The sequence below is a fragment of the Methylovulum miyakonense HT12 genome (assembly GCF_000384075.1).
Taxonomy (GTDB): Bacteria; Pseudomonadota; Gammaproteobacteria; order Methylococcales; family Methylomonadaceae; genus Methylovulum; species Methylovulum miyakonense.
Map to the genome: position 1 here is coordinate 570,815 of NZ_KB913025.1, position 19,601 is coordinate 590,415.

A 19,601-nucleotide genomic window follows, 5' to 3' on the forward strand; every position below is an offset into this window, starting at 1 on the left:
TTCCGTAGCCTACACCAACCTCCCAATTATTCATAACCAACCCCCTCATCAAACTCAATCCCACCACCCCAATTTTCATCCAAAATCCCCAACCGAATGTAACGGTGAATGCTTGAATACCGCCAATCACTAGCACGTTTTACCAACCTATGTTTTACGGGGTTGTAATGGATGTAATCCACATGCTGTTGAAAATCCTTTTCATCGCGTAGGCAATGTTCCCAGCTGCGATGCTGCCAAATGTCTTGCTGGTTTTTCTTTATGCGATTGAAGTTATCTACAGAAGATTTATCGGGATAATCTTTGGTAAATACGGTTTTAATCAATCGCCAGCGGGTTGGGTAGTCACTGTCATGTTCAGGTAGTGTCCAAATAAAATGCAGGTGGTCAGGTAAGACAACAGCGGCATCTATCTGAAAAGGCCGTTTTTTCATGACGGTTCTGAAAGCGGCTCGTAGGCGGTTGATATTCTCGGTATGGACGAAAATATTTCGGCGCTTTTCGGTAACAACCGTGAAGAAGTAGCTGCCGCCTTGTATGTAAGCTCGGCGATAACGCATGATTATTTTTGATTGTTATGATTTTGATCTATCTGTCGGGTTACGCTATCGCTAACCCGACCTACAGCTACGGCTACAATTCTCTAACCCCCTGCTAATAACCCCACCCCAACCAAAGCGCAAACCAATCCCAACACATCCCCAAGCATTCTCAATCTAGCCGCCGCCAATAAGCCAACTGCCAACCCCAAACCATGCAATGCCGCCGTAGTCAGCAAAAAACCCGCTGAATAAGCCAAGGCATCGGCACTATCAGTCAATTCCAGAGCATGGACATAACCATGGGCTAGGGCAAAAACGGACACCAAAGCCACCGCCAAAACGGATGACATACGGGTGTTACGCCAGACCAACACGCCCGCAGCAATGACAGAAGCCGCCACCCAGGTTTCTGCGGCGTTAATGGTGATGCCTAGCATCGACAAACCTGCACCTACGCCCATTGCGGTGACAAACGCCAGCGGCAACAGCCATAAGGATTTGCCGCCACGCATGGCGGCCCATAGACCCACGGCGAGCATGACCAGCAAGTGGTCGATGCCGATTAAGGGATGGACAACGCCATCCAGCAAGCCGTGGACTGCGCCGATGCCGGTATGGGCGTAAGCGGGCAGAGTGGCTAGCATTGATAAGATGGTGGTTAAGATAAGTGATTTTGTTTTCATAAGAATCCTCGTTGAATAAAAAAGCACGCATTGCGTACTTAGAACACTCTATGTTATCGGTAAACTGCTTTACGATGGCCTATTTTAATAACCTGAACAATCAGCTGTTTATCAATGATTGAATAAACCACACGATAATCATTGATGCGTATCCGGTAAGAATGCGTTGAGCCGCTTAGTTTTTTGCAAGCATCGGGTCTGGGATTATTCGCGAGGGCTTTGATACGTTCCAGTATTTTTTCAGCTATCGGACGCGGCAACTGCGCTAATTCCTTTTTGGCAGACTGTTTAAATTCAATGCGGTAGACAGTCATAACTGAAGTTCTTTTATGACATCCTCAAGCGAAAAAGTGGCTTCGTCTTTACGCTCGGCTATCGTTGCCAAATCCTCAAGGTCTTCCAGCAGTTCCAGATAATCGTCAATGGGTAAGATAACGGAGAGTTTCTGTCCGTTGGCATCGGTGATGTATTGCGGTTGTATGGTCATGGCCCTTTCACCTCGGTGGTCAGCAATTCGACATTTGAGGTGATGAATTTACCATGAAGGACACTATGCGCACGAAGTTTTTGTCTTGCTTTACTTCGCGCACTTCGTGGTTAAAAGCTTTACGCATCAAACCGTCAAATACTGCTTCACCATGCCTTCGGTCAATCCGTCCATCTCGCCAGTAGCCACACTACGGCCTCTGTCCATAATGCAAAACCGGTCTGCGACTTTTCTGGCGAAAGGCAGTTTTTGCTCGACCAGCAAGACGGTCACGCCCAATTCCTGGTTGATTTTGTTGATGGCCTCATGCACTTCGCCTAAGGCGTTGGGATTCGGTTTGGGCATGGGTAGGGGCGTGCCGCGCGAGCGGTTGAGGCGGATGATGACATCGCCAATTTCGCTGACGATATTGGGTTGTATGCCTTCGGTGGGTTCGTCTAGGATCAACAGGCGCGGGTTCAAGACCAAGGCGCGGCCTATCGCCAATTGTTGTTGCTGGCCGCCGGACAAATCGCCGCCCCGCCGCCGTAGCATTTGTTTCAACACGGGGAAGATTTCGTAAATATGGTCGGGGATTTTTTTGATGCCTTGCTTGCTGGCGGCGCGTAAACCCGTTTTAAGGTTTTCTTCCACGGTCAATAGCGGAAAGATTTCCCGCCCTTGCGGGACATAACCGATACCCAAAGTGGCGCGTTGTTCGGCTTTGCCATCGGCGAGCGGTGCGCCGTCCATTGTGATGCTGCCATCCCTGACGGGGATCAAGCCCATGATGGCTTTCAGCAAGGTGGTCTTGCCCACGCCGTTACGCCCCATAAGGCAGACACACGCGCCTTCCGGCACGTCCAAATCCAAGTCCCAGAGGGTATGGCTTTCGCCGTAGTATTGTTGCAATTGTTTGATTTTTAGCATCTTGATATTCCTGATTGATGCACGCCGGAATGATGTTGCGATGTTGCTGTAGGATGGGCTGACGTAAGGATGCCCATCATTTGCCGTGGATTTTGTTGGGCTTCCCTTCGTCCAGCCCAACCTACGCCTAACTGGAATAATGGCATGCGTTGCATCATCCGCCCAAATACACTTGAATGACGCGCGGGTCGTTTTGCACTTCGTCCATCGTGCCTTCGGTCAACACCGAGCCTTCGTGCAAAACCGTGACTTTACGGGCGATGGAGCGGACGAATTCCATATCATGCTCGACCACCACCAACGAGCGTTCGCCTTGCAACGACAACAGCAATTCGGCGGTGCGTTCGATTTCCTGATGGGTCATACCGGCAATGGGTTCGTCAACCAACATCACTTTTGGCTCTTGCATCAATAACATACCGATTTCCAGCCATTGTTTTTGTCCATGCGACAGGATGCCCGCCCGTGAATGCGCCAAAGCCGTTAAACCCACCGTTTCCATCACTTCACCAATGCGGTCACGCTGTTCGCCTGTCAAGCGGAAAAATAGCGTCTTCCACGCGCCTTTGTTGGTTTTTAAGGCCAATTCCAAGTTTTCAAATACGCTTAAGGCATCAAAGACGCTAGGTTTTTGGAATTTCCGGCAGATGCCCGCTTGGGCAATCGCGGGTTCATCCATTTCCAACAAATCAATAGTTTGCCCGAAAAACACCGATCCGGTATCGGGCTTGGTTTTGCCCGTAATCACGTCCATCATGGTGGTTTTGCCTGCGCCATTCGGGCCGATCATGCAGCGCAACTCCCCTGCATCTATGAATAAAGACAATTTATTCAATGCCTTAAACCCGTCAAAACTGACGCTGACATCTTCCATATACAAAATGGGGCCGTGGCGGATATCGACCTTGCCTTCGACCACCACATTGCTGGCTTTGACTTTATCATCTTCATCAAACAGGTTTTCTGCAAAAGAATTCATGCTTGTTTGCTCCTTATGTTCCGCCGCATCAGGCCGACGATGCCATCCGGCAACAGCACGGTGATGACCACGAACAAGCCGCCCAGAATGAACAACCACGCATCCGGCATCAATCCGGTCAGCACCGTTTTGCTGAAATTGACCACCACCGCGCCAATGATCGCGCCATATAAAGTGCCGCGCCCCCCCATCGCCACCCACACCACAATCTCAAGCGAATTGAGCGGGGTAAATTCGCTGGGGTTGATAATGCCGACTTGCGGCACATACAAAGCCCCGGCAACCCCGGCCAGCATGGCGGCGAACACAAATATCCATAGTTTGAACATTTCCACGCGGTAGCCTAGGAAACGCACCCGTGATTCCTGGTCGCGTATGGCGGTGACCACACGGCCCAATTTGGTGTTGGTTATCCAACGGCAGAGCAGGAACGCGATGATTAAAGCCAAGCCGGAAAGGAAAAACAGCACCGAGCGCACATTTTCGGATTGTATGTTAAAGCCTAAGATGTCCTTGAAATCCGTCAGGCCGTTGTTGCCGCCAAAGCCCATTTCATTGCGGAAAAACGCCAGCAACAGCGCGTAAGTCAGGGCTTGGGTGATGATGGACAGGTACACGCCGGTGACGCGGGAGCGGAACGCCAGCCAGCCGAACACAAACGCCAACGCGCCAGGGGCGAGCACGACCATCAGCATGGCAAAGCCAAAGTTATCGAAACCAAACCAATACCAAGGCAATTCTTTCCAGTTCAGGAACACCATGAAATCGGGCAACAACGGGTCGCCGTACACACCGCGTGTGCCGATTTGGCGCATCAGGTACATGCCCATCGCGTAACCGCCTAGCGCGAAAAACGCACCGTGGCCTAAAGCCAAAATGCCGCAATATCCCCAAACTAAATCCAACGACATGCCCAATAGCGCAAAAGTCAGGTATTTGCCGACCAGCGAGACCGTGTAGGCAGAAAAATGCAATGGCGAATCAGCAGGTGTGAGCAGATTGCAGAGCGGGATGATAAAGGTCACCGCCGCCAGCACCATCAGCACCGTGGCGCAGGTTTTGTCTTGGGTTGCGAGTGTCAGGAGTTTCATGTTTAAAGCCTTTTATCAATTCATTAATTCTCGTTCCCAAGCTCCGGCTTGGGAATTCAAGTCTCAGAAGCTCTAGCTTCGAGGATTATAGGAAGCTAGAGCTTCTTATCCCGCATTCCCAAGCCGGAGCTTGGGAACGAGTCAAGAATCCGCCGCTCTGCCTTTTTGCGGGAACAAACCACGCGGGCGTTTTTGGATAAATAAAATGATGAACACCAGCACCAGGATCTTCGCCAATACCGCTCCGGCGAAAGGCTCCAAAAACTTATTGGCGATACCTAAGGAAAATCCCGCCACCAAGGTACCGAGCAGGTTGCCGACACCCCCAAACACGACGACCATGAACGAATCGACGATATAGGCCTGCCCCAAATTCGGGCCGACATTGGTGATTTGGCTTAAGGCCACGCCCGCGACCCCGGCGATACCGGAACCTAAACCAAAGGTCATGGCATCGACGCGGGCGGTGGGTATGCCCATCGCTTTCGCCATTTTGCGGTTTTGCGCAACGGCGCGGACTTCCAAGCCTAAGCTGGTGCGTTTGAGGATTTGCAACAGCAGCACAAACACCAGCAAGCAAAACACCAGGATATAAAAGCGGTTCCAGGTCAGTGACAAAAAATCATTGATTTGCCAGGAGCCGCTCATCCATTCAGGCGTGGCGACGCTGCGGTTGAGCGGGGAGAAAATCGAGCGCACACTTTGTTGCAAGATCAGGCTCACGCCAAAGGTCGCCAATAAAGTCTCCAAAGGCCGTCCGTAGAGGAAGCGGATAATGCCGCGTTCGATGGCGATGCCGGCCAGCGCGGAAATCACAAACGCGGCGGGGATGGCGATAATGACCGACACGCCCAGATAATTGGGCATCAGTTGCTGGATGACATAAGTGGTGTATGCGCCCAGCATCATCAGCTCGCCGTGGGCCATGTTGATGACCCCCATCACCCCAAAGGTGATCGCCAAACCGATGGCGGACAACACCAGCACCGCCCCTAGGCTAAGCCCAAAAAATATGGTCTCTATCGAGCCGTACAATTGCAGGCGGTTATTGATGTTGGTCAACGAGGCTTTGGCAAGGTTGCGGACATCGGCGTCCGGCTCCGAATATTCCCCGTTTTCGTCCTTTTCCAGCATCGCGTTCAGGCGGTTGGCGGCTTCTTGGCTGTCGTAGGCCTTCAAGCCTTCAATCGCCATGATGCGCACGGCTTTGTCTTCACTGTCCATATCCTGCAAGAGCAAAGCCACTTTAATCGCTTCTCGGACGGCTTCGTCCTGTTCCTGTCCGGCACGTTCGCGTAGCAAACTGATGGCTTTTTCGTCGGCTTCCTTGGCCATGGCTTTGACCGCCGCCAACCGCACTTTCGGGTCATCCGCGCTGAGTTCCAATTCGCCGATGATTTTCCTAAGCGTGCCGCGCATTTTGTTAGTGAGGTTAATTTTGGTCAGGGCATCATGGCCGACCGCGCCTAAAGACGCGCCGCTGACGGCATCGCTGAGGTCAAAACCTTGATGGTTGTCTGTGCCGATCACCAATCTGGCATCGGTCTTGGTAATAAAAAGCTTGCTATCGAGCAGGGCTTGCAAGATCGCCAGATTGTGCGCATCCTTGATGTCGGCAAGCTGCATGATGGCTTTTTCACGCTCCGGCATGGAGCCTTGTTTGAGGGTGTCCAAGGCGTCCAGCCAAGGCTGGGGCGCGGGTTGTGGATCACTGTGCGCCGCCAGCGAAAACACCAGCATCAGCAGCGCGAGTAAGGCTTGGCAGCGCGTGGGATTGAAGAGGGTCATCATATTTCCTTTTCAGGTTGCGGGCGATGTGAAGCCGAGAATGTAGGATGGGCGACGAAGCCCATCGCTGGTTTACCCCATTTGATGGGCTTCCTTGCGTCAGCCCATCCTACGATTCATCAAATCAATAGTTTTGGCCAGAACACTTTTTGGTCTTGGTGTTGTAGTTGCCGCAGTTGATAGGGGGCGTCCAATCGGCAATGATCGGTTTGCTTTCTGGCAGGTAATCTGACCAGGCATCGCCATCGACCAGTTTGTTGGTTTGCCACACAGTGACGAACTGGCCGTCATCTTGGATTTCGCCGATCAGGACGGGTTTGCTGATGTGATGGTTAGGCAACATTTTCGACATGCCGCCCGTCAAGTTGGGATACTCGACACCGATAATCGCTTTTTGCACGGCATCAGGGTCAGTCGTACCGGCTTTTTCGACCGCTTTCACCCACATATTGAAACCGATGTAATGCGCTTCCATCGGGTCGTTGGTGACGCGTTTTGGATTTTTGATAAAGTCGTGCCATTCTTTGATAAAGGCAGCGTTTTTGGTGGTGTCGACGCTCATGAAATAGTTCCAAGCCGCCAAATGTCCGACCAACGGTTTGGTGTCGATACCGGACAATTCCTCTTCACCGACTGAGAAGGCGATAACGGGGATGTTTTCCGCCGAAATGCCCTGGTTACCCAACTCTTTGTAGAACGGCACGTTGGCATCGCCGTTGATGGTGGAGACCACAGCGGTTTTCTTACCCGCAGAGCCGAATTTCTTGATGTCGGCGACGATGCTTTGCCAGTCAGAATGGCCGAACGGCGTGTAGTTGATCATGATGTCTTTCTTGGCGACCTTTTTGGATTTTAGGTAGGCTTCCAAGATTTTGTTGGTGGTGCGGGGATAGACATAGTCAGTCCCTGCCAAGACCCAACGTTTGACACCCAAATCGTTCATCAAATAATCAACGGCGGGGATGGCTTGTTGGTTAGGCGCCGCACCGGTGTAAAAAACGTTTTTCGAGGACTCTTCACCTTCGTATTGCACGGGGTAGAAGAGAATGCCGTTCAGCTCCTCAATGACAGGCAGCACCGATTTGCGGGAAACCGAAGTCCAGCAACCGAAGATGGCCGACACTTTATCTTTAGTCAGCAATTCACGGGCTTTTTCCGCAAACAAAGGCCAATTGGACGCGGGGTCAACGACGACCGCTTCCAACTTTTTGCCGAGCAAACCGCCTTTTTTGTTTTGCTCGTCTATCAGCATCAGCATGGTGTCTTTCAGCGTGGTTTCACTGATCGCCATTGTGCCGGATAAAGAGTGCAACACGCCGACTTTGATGGTGTCTTCGGCGTGGGCAACGGGGAAGAAAGCCATCACCGCGGCGGCGATGGGGGCTAACAGCAGTTTTTTCGAAATTTTATTAAACATGTTCTTGTTCCTTAGCATTTATACAGGTTGGATTAGATTTGGATCTGTACGCCCAGCTTGATCGCGTTGACGAAATTGCCGTTGGCGGCCGGATTCCAAATGCCACCCCCACCAGACAGGTCGCCGCCTTGCCATAACAAGGAAACACGCGCGTTATGTCCGTCGATGATGTAGTTTATGCCGCCTTCATACTCGCTTTGGTCTTGTGCGCTGGTAAAACCTTGGCGGGTCATGACTTGGGTATACATGACATAAGGTTGGAACTGGCCGACCCACACTTTTTGCGGGATCAGATACAGCAAGTTGCTGGTGATGGAATCGCCTTGGAAGCCGTTGACAAGCCCGCCGCCACCGCCGCCGACATAAAAAGTGCCTGGGGTCCCTGGAGCAGGCGCACCGTTACGATAATCAATGCCAAAGTTTTTATACTCAGTGTTGACGGTCAGCACCCCTTTGTTAGGCAACACTTTTTCAAACTTTAGGTCGCCACCGGTCATCAGCATATTGCCGGCATTCGCGTAACTGCCGGCACCGTCTTCTTGGTATTGGGCAAAGCCAGCGACCGTCAAGACATCGCCATCAGCACCATAAGCAGTACCGCCCGTGTAATAGCCAGGCGCACTTTCCACATTCAAGATATTGTAAGCAACGCGGGTGGCATACATCAGGTTACCGTCGGCGTTGGCGGTGGCTCCCCGTTTCAAGCCTTCGAAAATACCGAACACATATTTCAAGTGGCCGTCAAACGCGGCTCCCCAGAAATTGGCGCCTTCGTCACGGCCAAACGTACCGGCATCCGGCCCAGGCAACACATTTTGGATGGTTGAATCGGATGCTTCGAAAGGGGTCTTGAAAGGCTCGTAAGTGGCGCTGTAAAACGGCCCGTTCATTTCGATACGGCCTTCAGGCACCAATTGGCGGCCCGCCCAGACATTGACATAAGGGTTGAATTCAAATTGGGCGATACCGTCCAAAATACGGATGTCCCCACCATCCCCGCAATTCGAACATTCGGTGTTGAAGGTGAACTTGATGTATTTATGGATCTGGCCGTTCATGTAGAGACGGAGGTTGTTAAGGGCGAAATCGGTAGACCATTTTGGGTTACCCGCCCTGCCGTTGGCATCCTCCACTGATGAAAAACTCGTCCTCATCCCCAACCCGAGACTGACCCATTTGGTATCATCAATTTTAAACGTTGCCCCGGCTTGGGAGACGGATGAATGCCCCGCCACCAAAGCCGTTAAAGTCATCATCGGCAACCATCCGGCCCGGCGGATTTTTGCTAAATGCTTGCTTGAATTAGTCATATTAAGCCCCTTTGATCATAAACTTGCGTTAATTGATACATCAAGCCTCACTTGATGCAGCCCTAAGATGCGGCTGGCGAGGATTATTTGGCTTATGTAAATATTTCACAATGCGTCATCTGACTCATGAGTTAAATGACGTATATCGGAAAATCCGGAGGGTTTCTAAAGTAAGTGCGGGGAAGCGCAGGCCGTTACAAAAACAAAAACAGAGGAAGCAGGGCGGTGTAGCCGGATGCGTAGGCGTGCCATTCATATCCCTTCGGGTCACGCCACCGCGCTTTTATGCCCAGGGCAAACCTGACAACCAGTTTTCCATTAGGAACCCATCAATGAAAACACTAACACCGATCCACATCCTGGCCCTCATCGGCTTGTTATCCGGCATTAATACCAGCAGGGCACAGCCGCTGGACAAACAAGCGATCAAAGCGATTGACCTGCAGCTCGCCCGGCAAACGCTAGTAAAATGGGGCTTAACAGACACCAACGCCTTGCGTGCGGCGGTCATTGGCAACCTTAGCCAATGGCGTTTCCCGCTACCTGCTGGCAACGGGCAAACTTACACGCATACCTTGACGGTTGAGATTGGCGACAGCAAATACGACCAAACCCCGGTGGGATTTTCTTTTTCCAGCGGCAACTCCGACCCACGCGCACCGGGTTTCCAAAAAGCCCAGGTTATCCCTATCCAATGCCGTTTAAGCGCCAACGCCAACCCGAACCAGCATGAAGAACTGGACATGACGTTCTCCGCCCCGTCTTCCCCTATCAATACCCATAAATTGCAGGAAAGCCTAATTGAAAACATCAGCGGCGTGTGTTTTGACTTGCTCGATAGTTTAAAATTTTTACCGCCCCCCACCGCCGCCCAAGCGGCGGCAACCATCAGCAAACCCACTTGGATGCCAAGCGTGCAAGTCGAAACCGTGCCAGTCCCGCAACCCCAGCCGAAACTAGAAAACCCACCGGCCGCCACGGCTTCGCCTGCCACCGCGACAGCCACACCGCCGCCAGCCACGCAAGAACCGCGTCAGCAACTCATTATCCATAACCAAGGCACGCCTATGATTTTAAAATTCGGGCATGAGCGGCGGTAAGGTCAGGGCCCGATCTTTTAGGGAGGCTGACCTCCCAGCAAACTTCCGCAAAAATAACGGCGTCCCGCGCCCCTGAGTCACGGGCCAATTCAGTGCAAAAATAAGCAACCCGCACTATTTTCAATCATTTGTCAGGTTTACGCGGTTGTCCCGTTATTTTCATGCCTGATCCATTAGCCGCCCCAAAGCACGGCTTTACCCAAGCACGGGCAGGATTCCGGATCAGGCAGGGGGGGAAATCGGCACTTGGCACTGTTAATGCATTTATTGTTGTATACAACGATGAGTGGTGTAATACCCGCACAGCCATCTTTGTAGGCACGGGAACCCAACTGGGTCGAACACGTTGGGGCTACCCCCCAACCTATGCTTCAGCCTTGGGTTAGGGGTATTGCTAACGCAAGCACCCGTTAATGTTGTGTCATTTACCTATCAACTTTTTGAGGCCTCCAATGAATGCAATTGCTAAAAAGACTTTTACCCACACCCTAAAAAAACTATGCACCTCAACATTTATCTTTTCCTTATCGTTTGCCCTGTTACCCGCCGCTTATGGAGACGACGTTGTCGTAGGCTTTATTTATGTCGGTTCCAAAGGCGATTACGGCTATAACCAGGCCCATGCCTTGGGGGCCGCTGCGGTAAAGGCTATGCCGGGGGTTAAAGTCATTGAAGAAGAAAATGTCCCGGAAACCATCGCCGTGCAAAACACGATGGAAAGCATGATCAACTTGGATGGTGCCAAGCTGATATTCCCCACTTCTTTTGGTTATTTCGACCCGCATATCCTGACCGTGGCACCGAAATACCCTGATGTCACGATTCTCCATGCTGGCGGCTTGTATCAGGAAGGCAAACACCCGCTAAACGCAGGCAGTTACTTTGGTTATATCGACGAAGCGCAATATATTGCCGGCATCGTCGCTGGCGGTACGTCTAAATCGGGTAAATTGGGCTTTATCGCCGCCAAACCCATCCCGCAGGTGTTACGTAACATCAATTCCTTCACTTTAGGCGCACAAAGCGTCAACCCTAAAATCACCACCCAAGTGATTTTCACTGGCGATTGGGCAATGCCCGTGAAAGAGGCTGAAGCCGCCAACAGTTTGATAGACCAAGGCATTGACGTGATCACCATGCACGTGGACAGCCCCAAAGTGATTATCGAAATTTGCGAACGCCGTGGGATTTATTCCAGCGGCTACCATGCCGACCAATCCGAACTGGCCCCCAAAGGTTATCTGACGGGCGCGGAATGGAACTGGCCGAAAGTCTATACGGACTTTGTGACATTGTTGAAGGATGGCAAACCCTTCCCACATTTGTTAAGAGGCGGCATTAAAGAAGGCTTGGTCAAAGTGTCAAAATATGGCCCGGCAGTCAGTGCCAAAACTGCCGCCTTGGCTGATGCCGCCAAAGCCAAATTTATGGCTGGCGATATGGTCATCTACAAAGGCGAACTGAAAGATAACAAAGGCAACGTGGTTATTCCTGCCGGAACGGCCTTATCGCAAACCGACATTCAGCTCGAATCGATGGATTATTTAGTTGCAGGCGTTATTGGTAACACTGGATCGTAATCATGAAAGCGTTAGCGCTGGTCGCCGCTATGGAAGGTTTGTTGATTCCGCTACTGGCGTTATTGCTGTCGTTAGGAATCTTCGGCGTGTTTCTGCTGGCGGTGGATAATGACCCGTTCGGGGTTTTTTATTCCATGTATCGGGGCGGTTTCGGTAGCCCTTTTTCTTGGCGGAATACCTTGGAGCGGGCTGCACCACTCATGCTGACCGCCTTGTGCACCGCCTTACCAGCACGGCTAGGCTTGATCATGATCGGCGGTGAAGGCGCGTTGGTGATAGGCGGTATTGCTGCCGCCTCGGTAGGCTTATCCTTAAATGGCAACGCACCGTGGCTGGTCATGATAGCGATGGTTATCGCTGGTGCTTTCTCTGGTGGCCTATGGATTGCCAGTACCGGATGGTTAAAGCACTATCGGGGGGTTAACGAAACCATCACCAGTTTGTTGTTCAACTATATCGCCATCGCTTTATTGAACCATCTCATCACCGGCCCGATGCGTGATCCGCAAAGCCTGAACAAACCCGCAACACTGCCAATTGGCAGTGCCAATATGATTGCGGACATCCCCGAATTGGGCGTGCATTGGGGGCTGGCGTTTGGGTTGGTGCTGTGCCTGCTTTACTACCTCATTTTCCAGCACACCACGCTGGGCTTTGCCGTGCGTATCATCGGCGGCAATATCCGCACCGCCAAAATCGTCGGGCTTCCGGTAGGCCGCTTGACGGTGATGACGTGTTTTTTTGCCGGAGCCGCAGCGGGTTTGGCGGGAATGATCGAAGTCGCCGCCATTCACGGTACGGCGAACGGGTCTTTAGCGGCGGGCTACGGTTATGCGGGTATCCTGGTCGCTTTTCTGGCTAGGCAAAATCCACTGACCGTCATTCCCGTGGCTATCTTATTAGGTGGTATTTCTGCCAGTGCGGGTTTATTGCAACGCAGCCATCATTTGCCAGATGCAACCGTCTTCATTCTCCAAGGCATTATTTTTATCGTGATCCTGTTAAGCGAGACTTTATACGGGCGTTTGAAATTACTCTGTGACGAAAGGGGACGGACATGACCGAAACCGTTTTAGGCTGGTGGGGTGTTCCGTTAGCGATATTGGGCGGTGCGATTCGGGCGAGCACGCCGTATTTGTTTGTGAGCCTAGGCGAATGCTTAACTGAAAAAAGCGGACGGACCAATCTGGGACAAGAAGGCAATCTTGTGTTGGGGGCGATGACAGCTTACGCCGTTTCTTATCTCAGCGGTTCACCGTGGTTAGGCGTTCTTGCTGCCGGAGCGACGGGCATGTTGCTAGGCTTGCTCCATGCCTGGGTTTGCCAGTTTAAAAAAGTCAACGATATTGCCGTGGGCATTGCCCTGATGCTGTTCGGTATCGGTGTCGCGTTCTTTTTCGGTAAACCTTATATCCAACCTACCGCCCCGCATTTACCCGCGATTGGTTTTGGCAATTGGAGCGATATTCCCCAAGTCAGGGCCGCCTTAGAAATTAATGTGCTATTTCTGTTCGGGCTTTTGCTCGCGCCTTTATTATCGTGGGTGCTGTCAAGCACACGTTGGGGCTTGATGCTACGCACAGTTGGCGATAGCAGTGACGCGGCAGATGCCTTAGGTTTTTCGGTCAACGGGGTGCGGATGGTGGCGACGATGATTGGCGGCTTTCTTGCCGGCGTCGGCGGCGCGTTTTTGTCGCTGTATTACCCCGGCAGTTGGAATGAAGGCTTATCCAGCGGACAAGGCTTAATTGCCGTCGCGCTAGTGGTGTTTGCCCGTTGGGATCCGATGCGCTGCCTGTATGCGGCACTTTTGTTTGGTGGCGCGGGCGCGTTAGGCCCTGCTCTACAATCGGTTGGTTTCTCAAGCGGCTATTATCTGTTCAACGCCGCCCCTTATGTACTCACTCTTATATTAATGATAGCCACCTGCTCGCCGCAACGGACCTTGACTGGCGTTCCCGGCGAGCTTTCCATCACCAAATGAGGCAATGACACCTATGAATACCTTTTTAAAAAGTGAACCCTACCCTTATCCTTATAACGGTGATTTACGGCCTGAAAACACCTGCTTGATTATCATCGACATGCAGTTCGATTTCTGCGGTGAAGGCGGTTATGTCGATAAGATGGGCTATGACTTATCCCTCACCCGCGCACCTATCGAGCCGATAAAACGCGTCTTAACCGCTTGCCGCGAAAAAGGCTTCCATATTATCCATACCCGCGAAGGGCATCGTCCTGATTTGTCCGACTTGCCCAAAAACAAACGCTGGCGTAGCCAACAAATCGGCGCGGGCATCGGTGACGAAGGCCCTTGCGGACGGATTTTGGTGCGCGGTGAACCTGGTTGGGACATCATCCCGGAATTAGCACCCTTACCCGGTGAACCCATCATCGACAAACCCGGCAAAGGCTCGTTTTATGCCACCGATCTGGATTTATTGCTGAATACGCTCGGTGTCGCCAATATCATCCTGACAGGCATCACCACCGACGTGTGCGTGCATACCACCATGCGCGATGCGAATGACCGTGGCTATGAATGCGTGCTGCTGGCGGATTGTTGTGGCGCAACCGATTATGGCAACCATCTGGCGGCGTTAAATATGATCAAAATGCAAGGCGGGGTTTTTGGCGCGGTATCAGATTCAGAAAGCTTCATCCAGGCGATTTCATGACTGCCGAGGCTTTAACTAGCCCTTTCCAAAGCGCGACAGCGTTGGAAGTGATCAATCTTTGCAAAAGTTTCGGGGCGTTACGCGTACTGGATAATATATCCTTCCAGCTACACCGTGGCTCATTCCATGCTTTACTGGGTGGCAACGGTGCAGGAAAAAGCACCTTGGTCAAATGTATCATGGGTTATTACCACGCTGATCAAGGGAGTGTATTGATTGACAACCGCAAACGCGAAATCAACAACACCCGCGATGCCCACCAGCATGGCCTAGGCATGGTTTACCAGCATTTCACCTTAGTGCCTGAAATGACCGTGCTTGAAAACCTGGTGTTGTCGCGCTCACCTATCCCGAAAATTATCAATTGGCAGAAAGAAAAGCAACATCTGGAAACCTTAATGGCGGAAACACCTTTCAAGATTCCTCTGCATAAAAAAGCCAGTGCCTTGGCAGCTGGAGAAAAACAAAAAGTTGAAATCCTCAAACAGCTGTTTTTACAGCCGGAGATTTTGATCTTGGATGAACCAACATCGGTGCTAACTCCGCAAGAAGCCGATGAAGTCCTCGATATGCTAAAAAAGTGGACACGTAGCAAAAACCTAAGCGTCCTGATCATCACCCACAAATTCCGTGAAGTGATGAATTTTGCCGATGATGTCAGCATCCTGCGCCGCGGCAAGCTGGCTTATAGCGGCCCGCTGGCAGAAAAAACACCCGCGATGCTGGCGGAGCTGATGGTGGGCAATGAAGAAATCGCTTCTACAGGCGCTCGTGAATTGGTATTAAAAGGCGATATTCGGCTGGATATTCATCAGCTCGTCGCCTCCAACGACAGCGGCGCGGTAGCGGTGGATGGTATAAGCCTACAGTTGCATGGTGGCGAAATACTGGGTATTGCTGGTGTATCCGGTAATGGTCAACGTGAACTGGTCCAAGTGCTGTCGGGACAACGTAGCCCTGATAGCGGCGACATCCGTGTCTGTGGCGAACCGTATACCGCCAGCCGCGAAGAAATGGCCAGACACAAACTGTATTGCCTACCCGAAGAGCCACTACGCAACGCCTGTGTGCCGCGCATGAACCTAGTCGAAAACTTGGCCTTACGTATATTTGACCAACCCCGTTATACACGCTGGAAATGGTTCCTTAACCGTCAAGCACTCAAAGCCCACGCCTTGAAATTAATCGCCCGTTACCATGTCCGTCCCCCTGAGCTAGAACGTTGGATTGAAACTTTATCGGGCGGCAACGTGCAACGCTTGGTGTTGGCGCGGGAAATATCCGGTGAAGTGGATTTGTTAATTACCGCCAACCCCTGTTTTGGTTTGGATTTTGCCGCCACCGCCGAAATCCGTCGGCAATTGATGGAGGCGCGTAATCGCGGTGTCGCCGTTTTGCTGGTCAGCGAAGACCTCGACGAATTGCTGGAGCTCAGCGACCGTATCGCGGTGATATTTGGAGGCCAACTGCGTTATGAAGCCCCCATAGCGCAAGCCAATATGGATGAAATGGGTTTGAAAATGGCGGGACATTAAATAAATGTCCGCCAACAAACCCGCTTTTTAGTCTTCAACTTGCAGGGAGTTAACCTTGAATACATCAGCTGATCATTTATCGTTTGACCTATTTTCCTTAAGACAAGCCTATCTGGACGGCACGACCACAGTATCGGCAGTCATCCAGCAAAGCTTGGCGCGGGTTAAAGATTTTAAAAGCCATAATATCTGGATCAACTTGAACGCCGAGAGCACGCTCATGGCACAAGCAAAAAAACTGGAAGATTTAGACCCGCACGATTTACCCCTGTACGGCATCCCGTTTGCCGTCAAAGACAATATTGATTGCGTCGGATTACCCACCACCGCCGCGTGCCCTGGATTTAGTTACCTTCCCGCAAAATCGGCATTCGTTGTCCAAAAACTGATCGACGCAGGTGCTGTGCTAATCGGCAAAACTAATATGGACCAATTCGCCACGGGTCTGACTGGCACACGCTCGCCAGAACCTTACGGTATTTGCAAAAACTCAATTAACCCCGATTACATTTCCGGCGGCTCCAGCTCTGGTTCGGCGGTGGCGGTGGCGTTAAATATCGTCAGTTTTTCGCTGGGCACGGACACTGCTGGTTCTGGACGCGTACCTGCCGGATTCAATAACATCGTTGGTTTAAAACCCACACGCGGCTTACTCAGTTGCAGCGGCGTTGTCCCTGCTTGCAAAAGCTTGGATTGCGTATCGATTTTTAGCCAAACTATCGCTGAGGCCGAATACTTATTCGACATAGTCAACGCCTACGATACCAACGACAGCTATGCCCGCAATGACCGCCAAGGCTTAGATGCCAGTATGACGGCAACCGCTAAATTGCGCTTTGGTGTACCCAAACCCGAACAGCTACAGTATTTTGGCGCTCCAGAAGGCGAAGCATTGTTTGCGCAAACTATCACCAAACTACAAACCTTGGGCGAAGTCGTAGAAATCGACTTCCAACCGTTTTTAGAAGCGGCGGCTTTGCTTTACGAAGGCCCGTGGCTTGCCGAACGCTATGCAGGCATCCGCGCATTTATCGAAAACCATCCCGAACAACTGCATCCGGTCATTATGGAAGTGCTGGCGGGGGCAAAAGACAAAAATGCCATCGCCGCTTTTGATGCCCTGCACCGTTTGCAACAACTCAAACGGGACACCGCGACGCTCTTACAAAGCTTGTCTTGTGTCGTCGTCCCCACCGCGCCGCGCATTTACCGCATAGACGAAGTGCTAGCCGAACCGATCCGCTTGAACAGCAATCTGGGCTACTATACTAATTATATGAACCTGCTGGATTTATCCGCCTTGGCAATCCCCGCAGGTTTTTACAGCAACCAACTGCCGTTTGGCATTACCCTGTTTTCAACCGCCTTAGCAGATGCGCGTTTACTTGCGATTGCCAAACGCCTTGCCAACGAGCAAACTGAAAACCTCCCGCACAAACCATCCGGCTACCAACGCATCGCCGTCTGCGGCGCACATATGCAAGGCTTACCGCTAAACCCGCAACTGCTGGAACTCGGCGCACGTTTTTACGCCAGCACCCAAACTGCCGCGAAATACCAACTCTACGCCCTAGCTATCGCGCCACCGGAACGCCCCGGATTAGTCCGCGACGACAGCCACGGTGAAAACATCGCCCTAGAAATCTGGGAATTACCCAAAGAAAATTGGGCAAAATTTATCAGCAACATCAAAAGCCCGTTGTGTATCGGTTCGGTGGAAATGGCAGATGGCAGTTGGGAATACGGTTTCTTGTGCGAACCTTATCCGTTAGGGAAATCGGTTGCCATTACCAAGTTTGGTGGCTGGCGGAATTATTTGAAAAATAAGGTATAAGGCGATTTCGTTAACTAGAATTTCCAATTTTTATCAGATTAAGCAAAACCCCGTAGGGGCGGACGGCTGTCCGCCCTTTTTTATAGGCCGCATAAAAATCATCTGCAATCAGGCGGACAGCCGTCCCTCTACTAACGATTTAGTTTATCTTCTTAAAATACTGGGCTACTATCCATCTAACAGTCCTTTTTTTTCCCCAACAAGGCCATCATGACGCATCCCAAAATCCCCACGCCCTTTTCCCTATCACCAGAATTACTGGCAGACGAAAGTTTAGGCTGGCATCCCCTACGCGAAGGCGTGCTTTTACGGATGTTATTCCAAGAGTCCGACAGCGGTTACAGTGTCGGACTGATCCGATACCAACCCGGCGCATCTGTCCCATTACACAAACATATCGGCGACGAACACATTTATGTGCTTTCCGGCTCGCAACAAGACGAACGCGGCATCTATCCAACAGGCAGCTACATCTACAATCCCGAAGGTTCGCAACATAGCGTCAGCAGCCTAGATGGGTGTTTGGTGTTGGTGCATTGGCATAAGCCTGTGGAGTTTATGGGGGATTAAGCCTCGCTTAACTTCAAAATTATTCCGAAATAATTGCGTGACATACGCCATTGACGTATGATCTAAACATGCTGACCATTATCGAATCCCCTTTATTCACAAAACTCTGGCCTGATTACTGGTCAGATGAAGAGCATACAAAATTCACGGCTTTTCTTGCCGAAAACCCAGAGGCTGGCGATGTTGTTCCAAATTCAGGTGGTTGCAGGAAAATCCGTTGGTCACGTTATGGCACCGGAAAACGCGGGGGCGTAAGGGTCATCTACACGGCTCGTCTTGAAAGCGGCGCATTGGTTTTACTGGTTATTTATGCCAAAAGTGCCAAAGAGAATATTCCAAGCCACCTACTCAAACAAATTGCCGAGGAACTGGGACATGCCCCTTAACGAAACAGAACTATTAGAACGTGATGCCAAGCGGAACATTGGCGAAGAATTGCTTACCGCCATTCGTGATGTTAAAGCAGGCCGTCACGGTGCAAGCTATGCCATTGAACCCAATGAAATCGTAGAAACGCGGTTAAAATGCGGCTTATCACAAACCCAATTTGCCAACGCCTTGCATATTTCGTCGAGAACCCTACAACAGTGGGAACAAGGTCGCCGCCAACCCTCCGGAGCTGCGGAAACACTGCTCAAAATCGTCGCCAAGCACCCAGAGGTATTGAGGGATTTATTGGTGTCAAACGCATAGATAACCATCAAAAAGCATTTATAAACAAGTGGATTGGAAATGAAATATTCAGTTGTTCTGCACAAAGACCCTCAATCAGATTACAGCGTTACCGTACCTGATTTGCCTGGCTGTTTTTCCGCCGGATACACCATTGAAGAAGCTTTGGCGATGGCGAAAAAAGCCATAGAGTGCCATATAGTAGGCTTGTTTTTAGATAGTGAATCCGTCCCTAAATTGCGCCCATTTGAAGAACATCAACCCAACCCAGATTACGCCTCTGGCATTTGGGGAATAGTCGAAGTAGACATAAGTCAATTGCGCAAAAGGCACAATAAGTATGGCAATAACCAACGGGCATTGCGCCGAATTTAATCATTTCTAAAGAATTTATAACCTAAAAATGATTTTTATAACAAAATTAAG

Annotated in this window: 21 protein-coding genes; 11 read left to right on the forward strand and 10 right to left on the reverse strand. The window is 51.1% G+C overall.

The genetic code is table 11. The features are described from left to right. Positions 1-26 precede the first annotated feature (26 nt). The 10 genes from METMI_RS0102920 to METMI_RS0102965 form a co-directional block, all read right to left on the reverse strand. Positions 27-560 (reverse strand): REP-associated tyrosine transposase, encoded by a 534-nt coding sequence (locus METMI_RS0102920; RefSeq protein WP_029151459.1) that lies wholly within the window; start codon positions 558-560, stop codon positions 27-29. An 83-nt stretch (positions 561-643) separates the two neighbouring features. Next, positions 644-1,225, reverse strand: a complete 582-nt coding sequence (locus METMI_RS0102925; RefSeq protein ID WP_019864726.1) for a HupE/UreJ family protein — start codon at positions 1,223-1,225, stop codon at positions 644-646. 53 nt (positions 1,226-1,278) lie between these two features. Further along, entirely contained in the window at positions 1,279-1,539 is a 261-nt protein-coding gene (locus tag METMI_RS0102930; protein ID WP_019864728.1) for a type II toxin-antitoxin system RelE family toxin, read from the reverse strand. Further along, positions 1,536-1,712 (reverse strand): hypothetical protein, encoded by a 177-nt coding sequence (locus METMI_RS27365; RefSeq protein ID WP_019864729.1) that lies wholly within the window; start codon positions 1,710-1,712, stop codon positions 1,536-1,538. Before METMI_RS27365 ends, METMI_RS0102930 begins: the two co-directional genes overlap by 4 nt. A gap of 126 nt (positions 1,713-1,838) precedes the next feature. Beyond that, positions 1,839-2,621 (reverse strand): ABC transporter ATP-binding protein, encoded by a 783-nt coding sequence (locus tag METMI_RS0102940; RefSeq protein WP_019864730.1) that lies wholly within the window; start codon positions 2,619-2,621, stop codon positions 1,839-1,841. A gap of 154 nt (positions 2,622-2,775) precedes the next feature. Beyond that, on the reverse strand, positions 2,776-3,600 hold the full coding sequence (urtD, locus tag METMI_RS0102945; protein ID WP_019864731.1) for an urea ABC transporter ATP-binding protein UrtD: 825 nt from the start codon (positions 3,598-3,600) through the stop codon (positions 2,776-2,778). Beyond that, positions 3,597-4,691 carry an urea ABC transporter permease subunit UrtC gene (gene urtC / locus METMI_RS0102950; protein WP_019864732.1) on the reverse strand — a complete coding sequence of 365 codons (1,095 nt, stop codon included), beginning with the start codon at positions 4,689-4,691 and terminating at the stop codon, positions 3,597-3,599. Before urtC ends, urtD begins: the two co-directional genes overlap by 4 nt. Positions 4,692-4,832: 141 nt before the next feature. Further along, on the reverse strand, positions 4,833-6,479 hold the full coding sequence (urtB, locus tag METMI_RS0102955) for an urea ABC transporter permease subunit UrtB (protein ID WP_019864733.1): 1,647 nt from the start codon (positions 6,477-6,479) through the stop codon (positions 4,833-4,835). Positions 6,480-6,603: 124 nt separating this feature from the next. Then, entirely contained in the window at positions 6,604-7,896 is a 1,293-nt protein-coding gene (urtA, locus tag METMI_RS0102960; protein WP_019864734.1) for an urea ABC transporter substrate-binding protein, read from the reverse strand. A gap of 32 nt (positions 7,897-7,928) precedes the next feature. Beyond that, the gene (locus METMI_RS0102965; protein ID WP_019864735.1) at positions 7,929-9,206 is read right to left on the reverse strand and encodes a hypothetical protein; all 1,278 of its coding nucleotides are present in this window, start codon (positions 9,204-9,206) and stop codon (positions 7,929-7,931) included. A gap of 332 nt (positions 9,207-9,538) precedes the next feature. On the opposite strand from METMI_RS0102965, the gene METMI_RS0102970 reads away from it, so the two are divergent. The 11 genes from METMI_RS0102970 (at position 9,539) to METMI_RS23025 (ending at position 19,550) form a co-directional block, all read left to right on the forward strand. After that, the gene (locus METMI_RS0102970) at positions 9,539-10,306 is read left to right on the forward strand and encodes a hypothetical protein (RefSeq protein ID WP_019864736.1); all 768 of its coding nucleotides are present in this window, start codon (positions 9,539-9,541) and stop codon (positions 10,304-10,306) included. A gap of 452 nt (positions 10,307-10,758) precedes the next feature. Next, positions 10,759-11,886: a BMP family ABC transporter substrate-binding protein gene (locus METMI_RS0102975; protein ID WP_019864737.1), complete on the forward strand. Its 1,128-nt coding sequence runs from the start codon at positions 10,759-10,761 to the stop codon at positions 11,884-11,886. Positions 11,887-11,888: 2 nt separating this feature from the next. Continuing rightward, entirely contained in the window at positions 11,889-12,947 is a 1,059-nt protein-coding gene (locus METMI_RS0102980; RefSeq protein WP_019864738.1) for an ABC transporter permease, read from the forward strand. Further along, positions 12,944-13,870, forward strand: coding sequence for an ABC transporter permease (locus tag METMI_RS0102985; RefSeq protein ID WP_019864740.1), 927 nt, complete (start codon positions 12,944-12,946; stop codon positions 13,868-13,870). Before METMI_RS0102980 ends, METMI_RS0102985 begins: the two co-directional genes overlap by 4 nt. A gap of 13 nt (positions 13,871-13,883) precedes the next feature. Beyond that, positions 13,884-14,564 carry a biuret amidohydrolase gene (biuH, locus tag METMI_RS0102990; RefSeq protein ID WP_019864741.1) on the forward strand — a complete coding sequence of 227 codons (681 nt, stop codon included), beginning with the start codon at positions 13,884-13,886 and terminating at the stop codon, positions 14,562-14,564. Then, positions 14,561-16,099, forward strand: a complete 1,539-nt coding sequence (locus METMI_RS0102995; protein ID WP_019864743.1) for an ABC transporter ATP-binding protein — start codon at positions 14,561-14,563, stop codon at positions 16,097-16,099. The genes biuH and METMI_RS0102995 overlap by 4 nt, the downstream gene beginning before the upstream one ends. 55 nt (positions 16,100-16,154) lie before the next feature. Next, positions 16,155-17,933: an allophanate hydrolase gene (gene atzF, locus METMI_RS0103000; RefSeq protein WP_019864744.1), complete on the forward strand. Its 1,779-nt coding sequence runs from the start codon at positions 16,155-16,157 to the stop codon at positions 17,931-17,933. A gap of 210 nt (positions 17,934-18,143) precedes the next feature. Beyond that, complete coding sequence (locus METMI_RS0103005) at positions 18,144-18,503, forward strand: dimethylsulfonioproprionate lyase family protein (RefSeq protein WP_019864745.1); 360 nt, start codon at positions 18,144-18,146, stop codon at positions 18,501-18,503. Between the two features lie 68 nt (positions 18,504-18,571). Then, on the forward strand, positions 18,572-18,889 hold the full coding sequence (locus tag METMI_RS0103010) for a type II toxin-antitoxin system RelE/ParE family toxin (RefSeq protein ID WP_019864746.1): 318 nt from the start codon (positions 18,572-18,574) through the stop codon (positions 18,887-18,889). Next, on the forward strand, positions 18,879-19,196 hold the full coding sequence (locus METMI_RS0103015; protein ID WP_019864747.1) for a helix-turn-helix domain-containing protein: 318 nt from the start codon (positions 18,879-18,881) through the stop codon (positions 19,194-19,196). Before METMI_RS0103010 ends, METMI_RS0103015 begins: the two co-directional genes overlap by 11 nt. Before the next feature lie 39 nt (positions 19,197-19,235). Continuing rightward, complete coding sequence (locus METMI_RS23025; RefSeq protein WP_019864748.1) at positions 19,236-19,550, forward strand: type II toxin-antitoxin system HicB family antitoxin; 315 nt, start codon at positions 19,236-19,238, stop codon at positions 19,548-19,550. The last annotated feature ends 51 nt before the right edge of the window (positions 19,551-19,601 follow it).

Coding starts and splice junctions, on each gene's coding strand:
- METMI_RS0102920 (WP_029151459.1), bottom strand. CDS start 560: ATGCGTTATCGCCGAGCTTACATACAAGGCGGCAGCTACTTCTTCACG.
- METMI_RS0102925 (WP_019864726.1), bottom strand. CDS start 1,225: ATGAAAACAAAATCACTTATCTTAACCACCATCTTATCAATGCTAGCC.
- METMI_RS0102930 (WP_019864728.1), bottom strand. CDS start 1,539: ATGACTGTCTACCGCATTGAATTTAAACAGTCTGCCAAAAAGGAATTA.
- METMI_RS27365 (WP_019864729.1), bottom strand. CDS start 1,712: ATGACCATACAACCGCAATACATCACCGATGCCAACGGACAGAAACTC.
- METMI_RS0102940 (WP_019864730.1), bottom strand. CDS start 2,621: ATGCTAAAAATCAAACAATTGCAACAATACTACGGCGAAAGCCATACC.
- urtD (WP_019864731.1), bottom strand. CDS start 3,600: ATGAATTCTTTTGCAGAAAACCTGTTTGATGAAGATGATAAAGTCAAA.
- urtC (WP_019864732.1), bottom strand. CDS start 4,691: ATGAAACTCCTGACACTCGCAACCCAAGACAAAACCTGCGCCACGGTG.
- urtB (WP_019864733.1), bottom strand. CDS start 6,479: ATGACCCTCTTCAATCCCACGCGCTGCCAAGCCTTACTCGCGCTGCTG.
- urtA (WP_019864734.1), bottom strand. CDS start 7,896: ATGTTTAATAAAATTTCGAAAAAACTGCTGTTAGCCCCCATCGCCGCC.
- METMI_RS0102965 (WP_019864735.1), bottom strand. CDS start 9,206: ATGACTAATTCAAGCAAGCATTTAGCAAAAATCCGCCGGGCCGGATGG.
- METMI_RS0102970 (WP_019864736.1), top strand. CDS start 9,539: ATGAAAACACTAACACCGATCCACATCCTGGCCCTCATCGGCTTGTTA.
- METMI_RS0102975 (WP_019864737.1), top strand. CDS start 10,759: ATGAATGCAATTGCTAAAAAGACTTTTACCCACACCCTAAAAAAACTA.
- METMI_RS0102980 (WP_019864738.1), top strand. CDS start 11,889: ATGAAAGCGTTAGCGCTGGTCGCCGCTATGGAAGGTTTGTTGATTCCG.
- METMI_RS0102985 (WP_019864740.1), top strand. CDS start 12,944: ATGACCGAAACCGTTTTAGGCTGGTGGGGTGTTCCGTTAGCGATATTG.
- biuH (WP_019864741.1), top strand. CDS start 13,884: ATGAATACCTTTTTAAAAAGTGAACCCTACCCTTATCCTTATAACGGT.
- METMI_RS0102995 (WP_019864743.1), top strand. CDS start 14,561: ATGACTGCCGAGGCTTTAACTAGCCCTTTCCAAAGCGCGACAGCGTTG.
- METMI_RS0103005 (WP_019864745.1), top strand. CDS start 18,144: ATGACGCATCCCAAAATCCCCACGCCCTTTTCCCTATCACCAGAATTA.
- METMI_RS0103010 (WP_019864746.1), top strand. CDS start 18,572: ATGCTGACCATTATCGAATCCCCTTTATTCACAAAACTCTGGCCTGAT.
- METMI_RS0103015 (WP_019864747.1), top strand. CDS start 18,879: ATGCCCCTTAACGAAACAGAACTATTAGAACGTGATGCCAAGCGGAAC.
- METMI_RS23025 (WP_019864748.1), top strand. CDS start 19,236: ATGAAATATTCAGTTGTTCTGCACAAAGACCCTCAATCAGATTACAGC.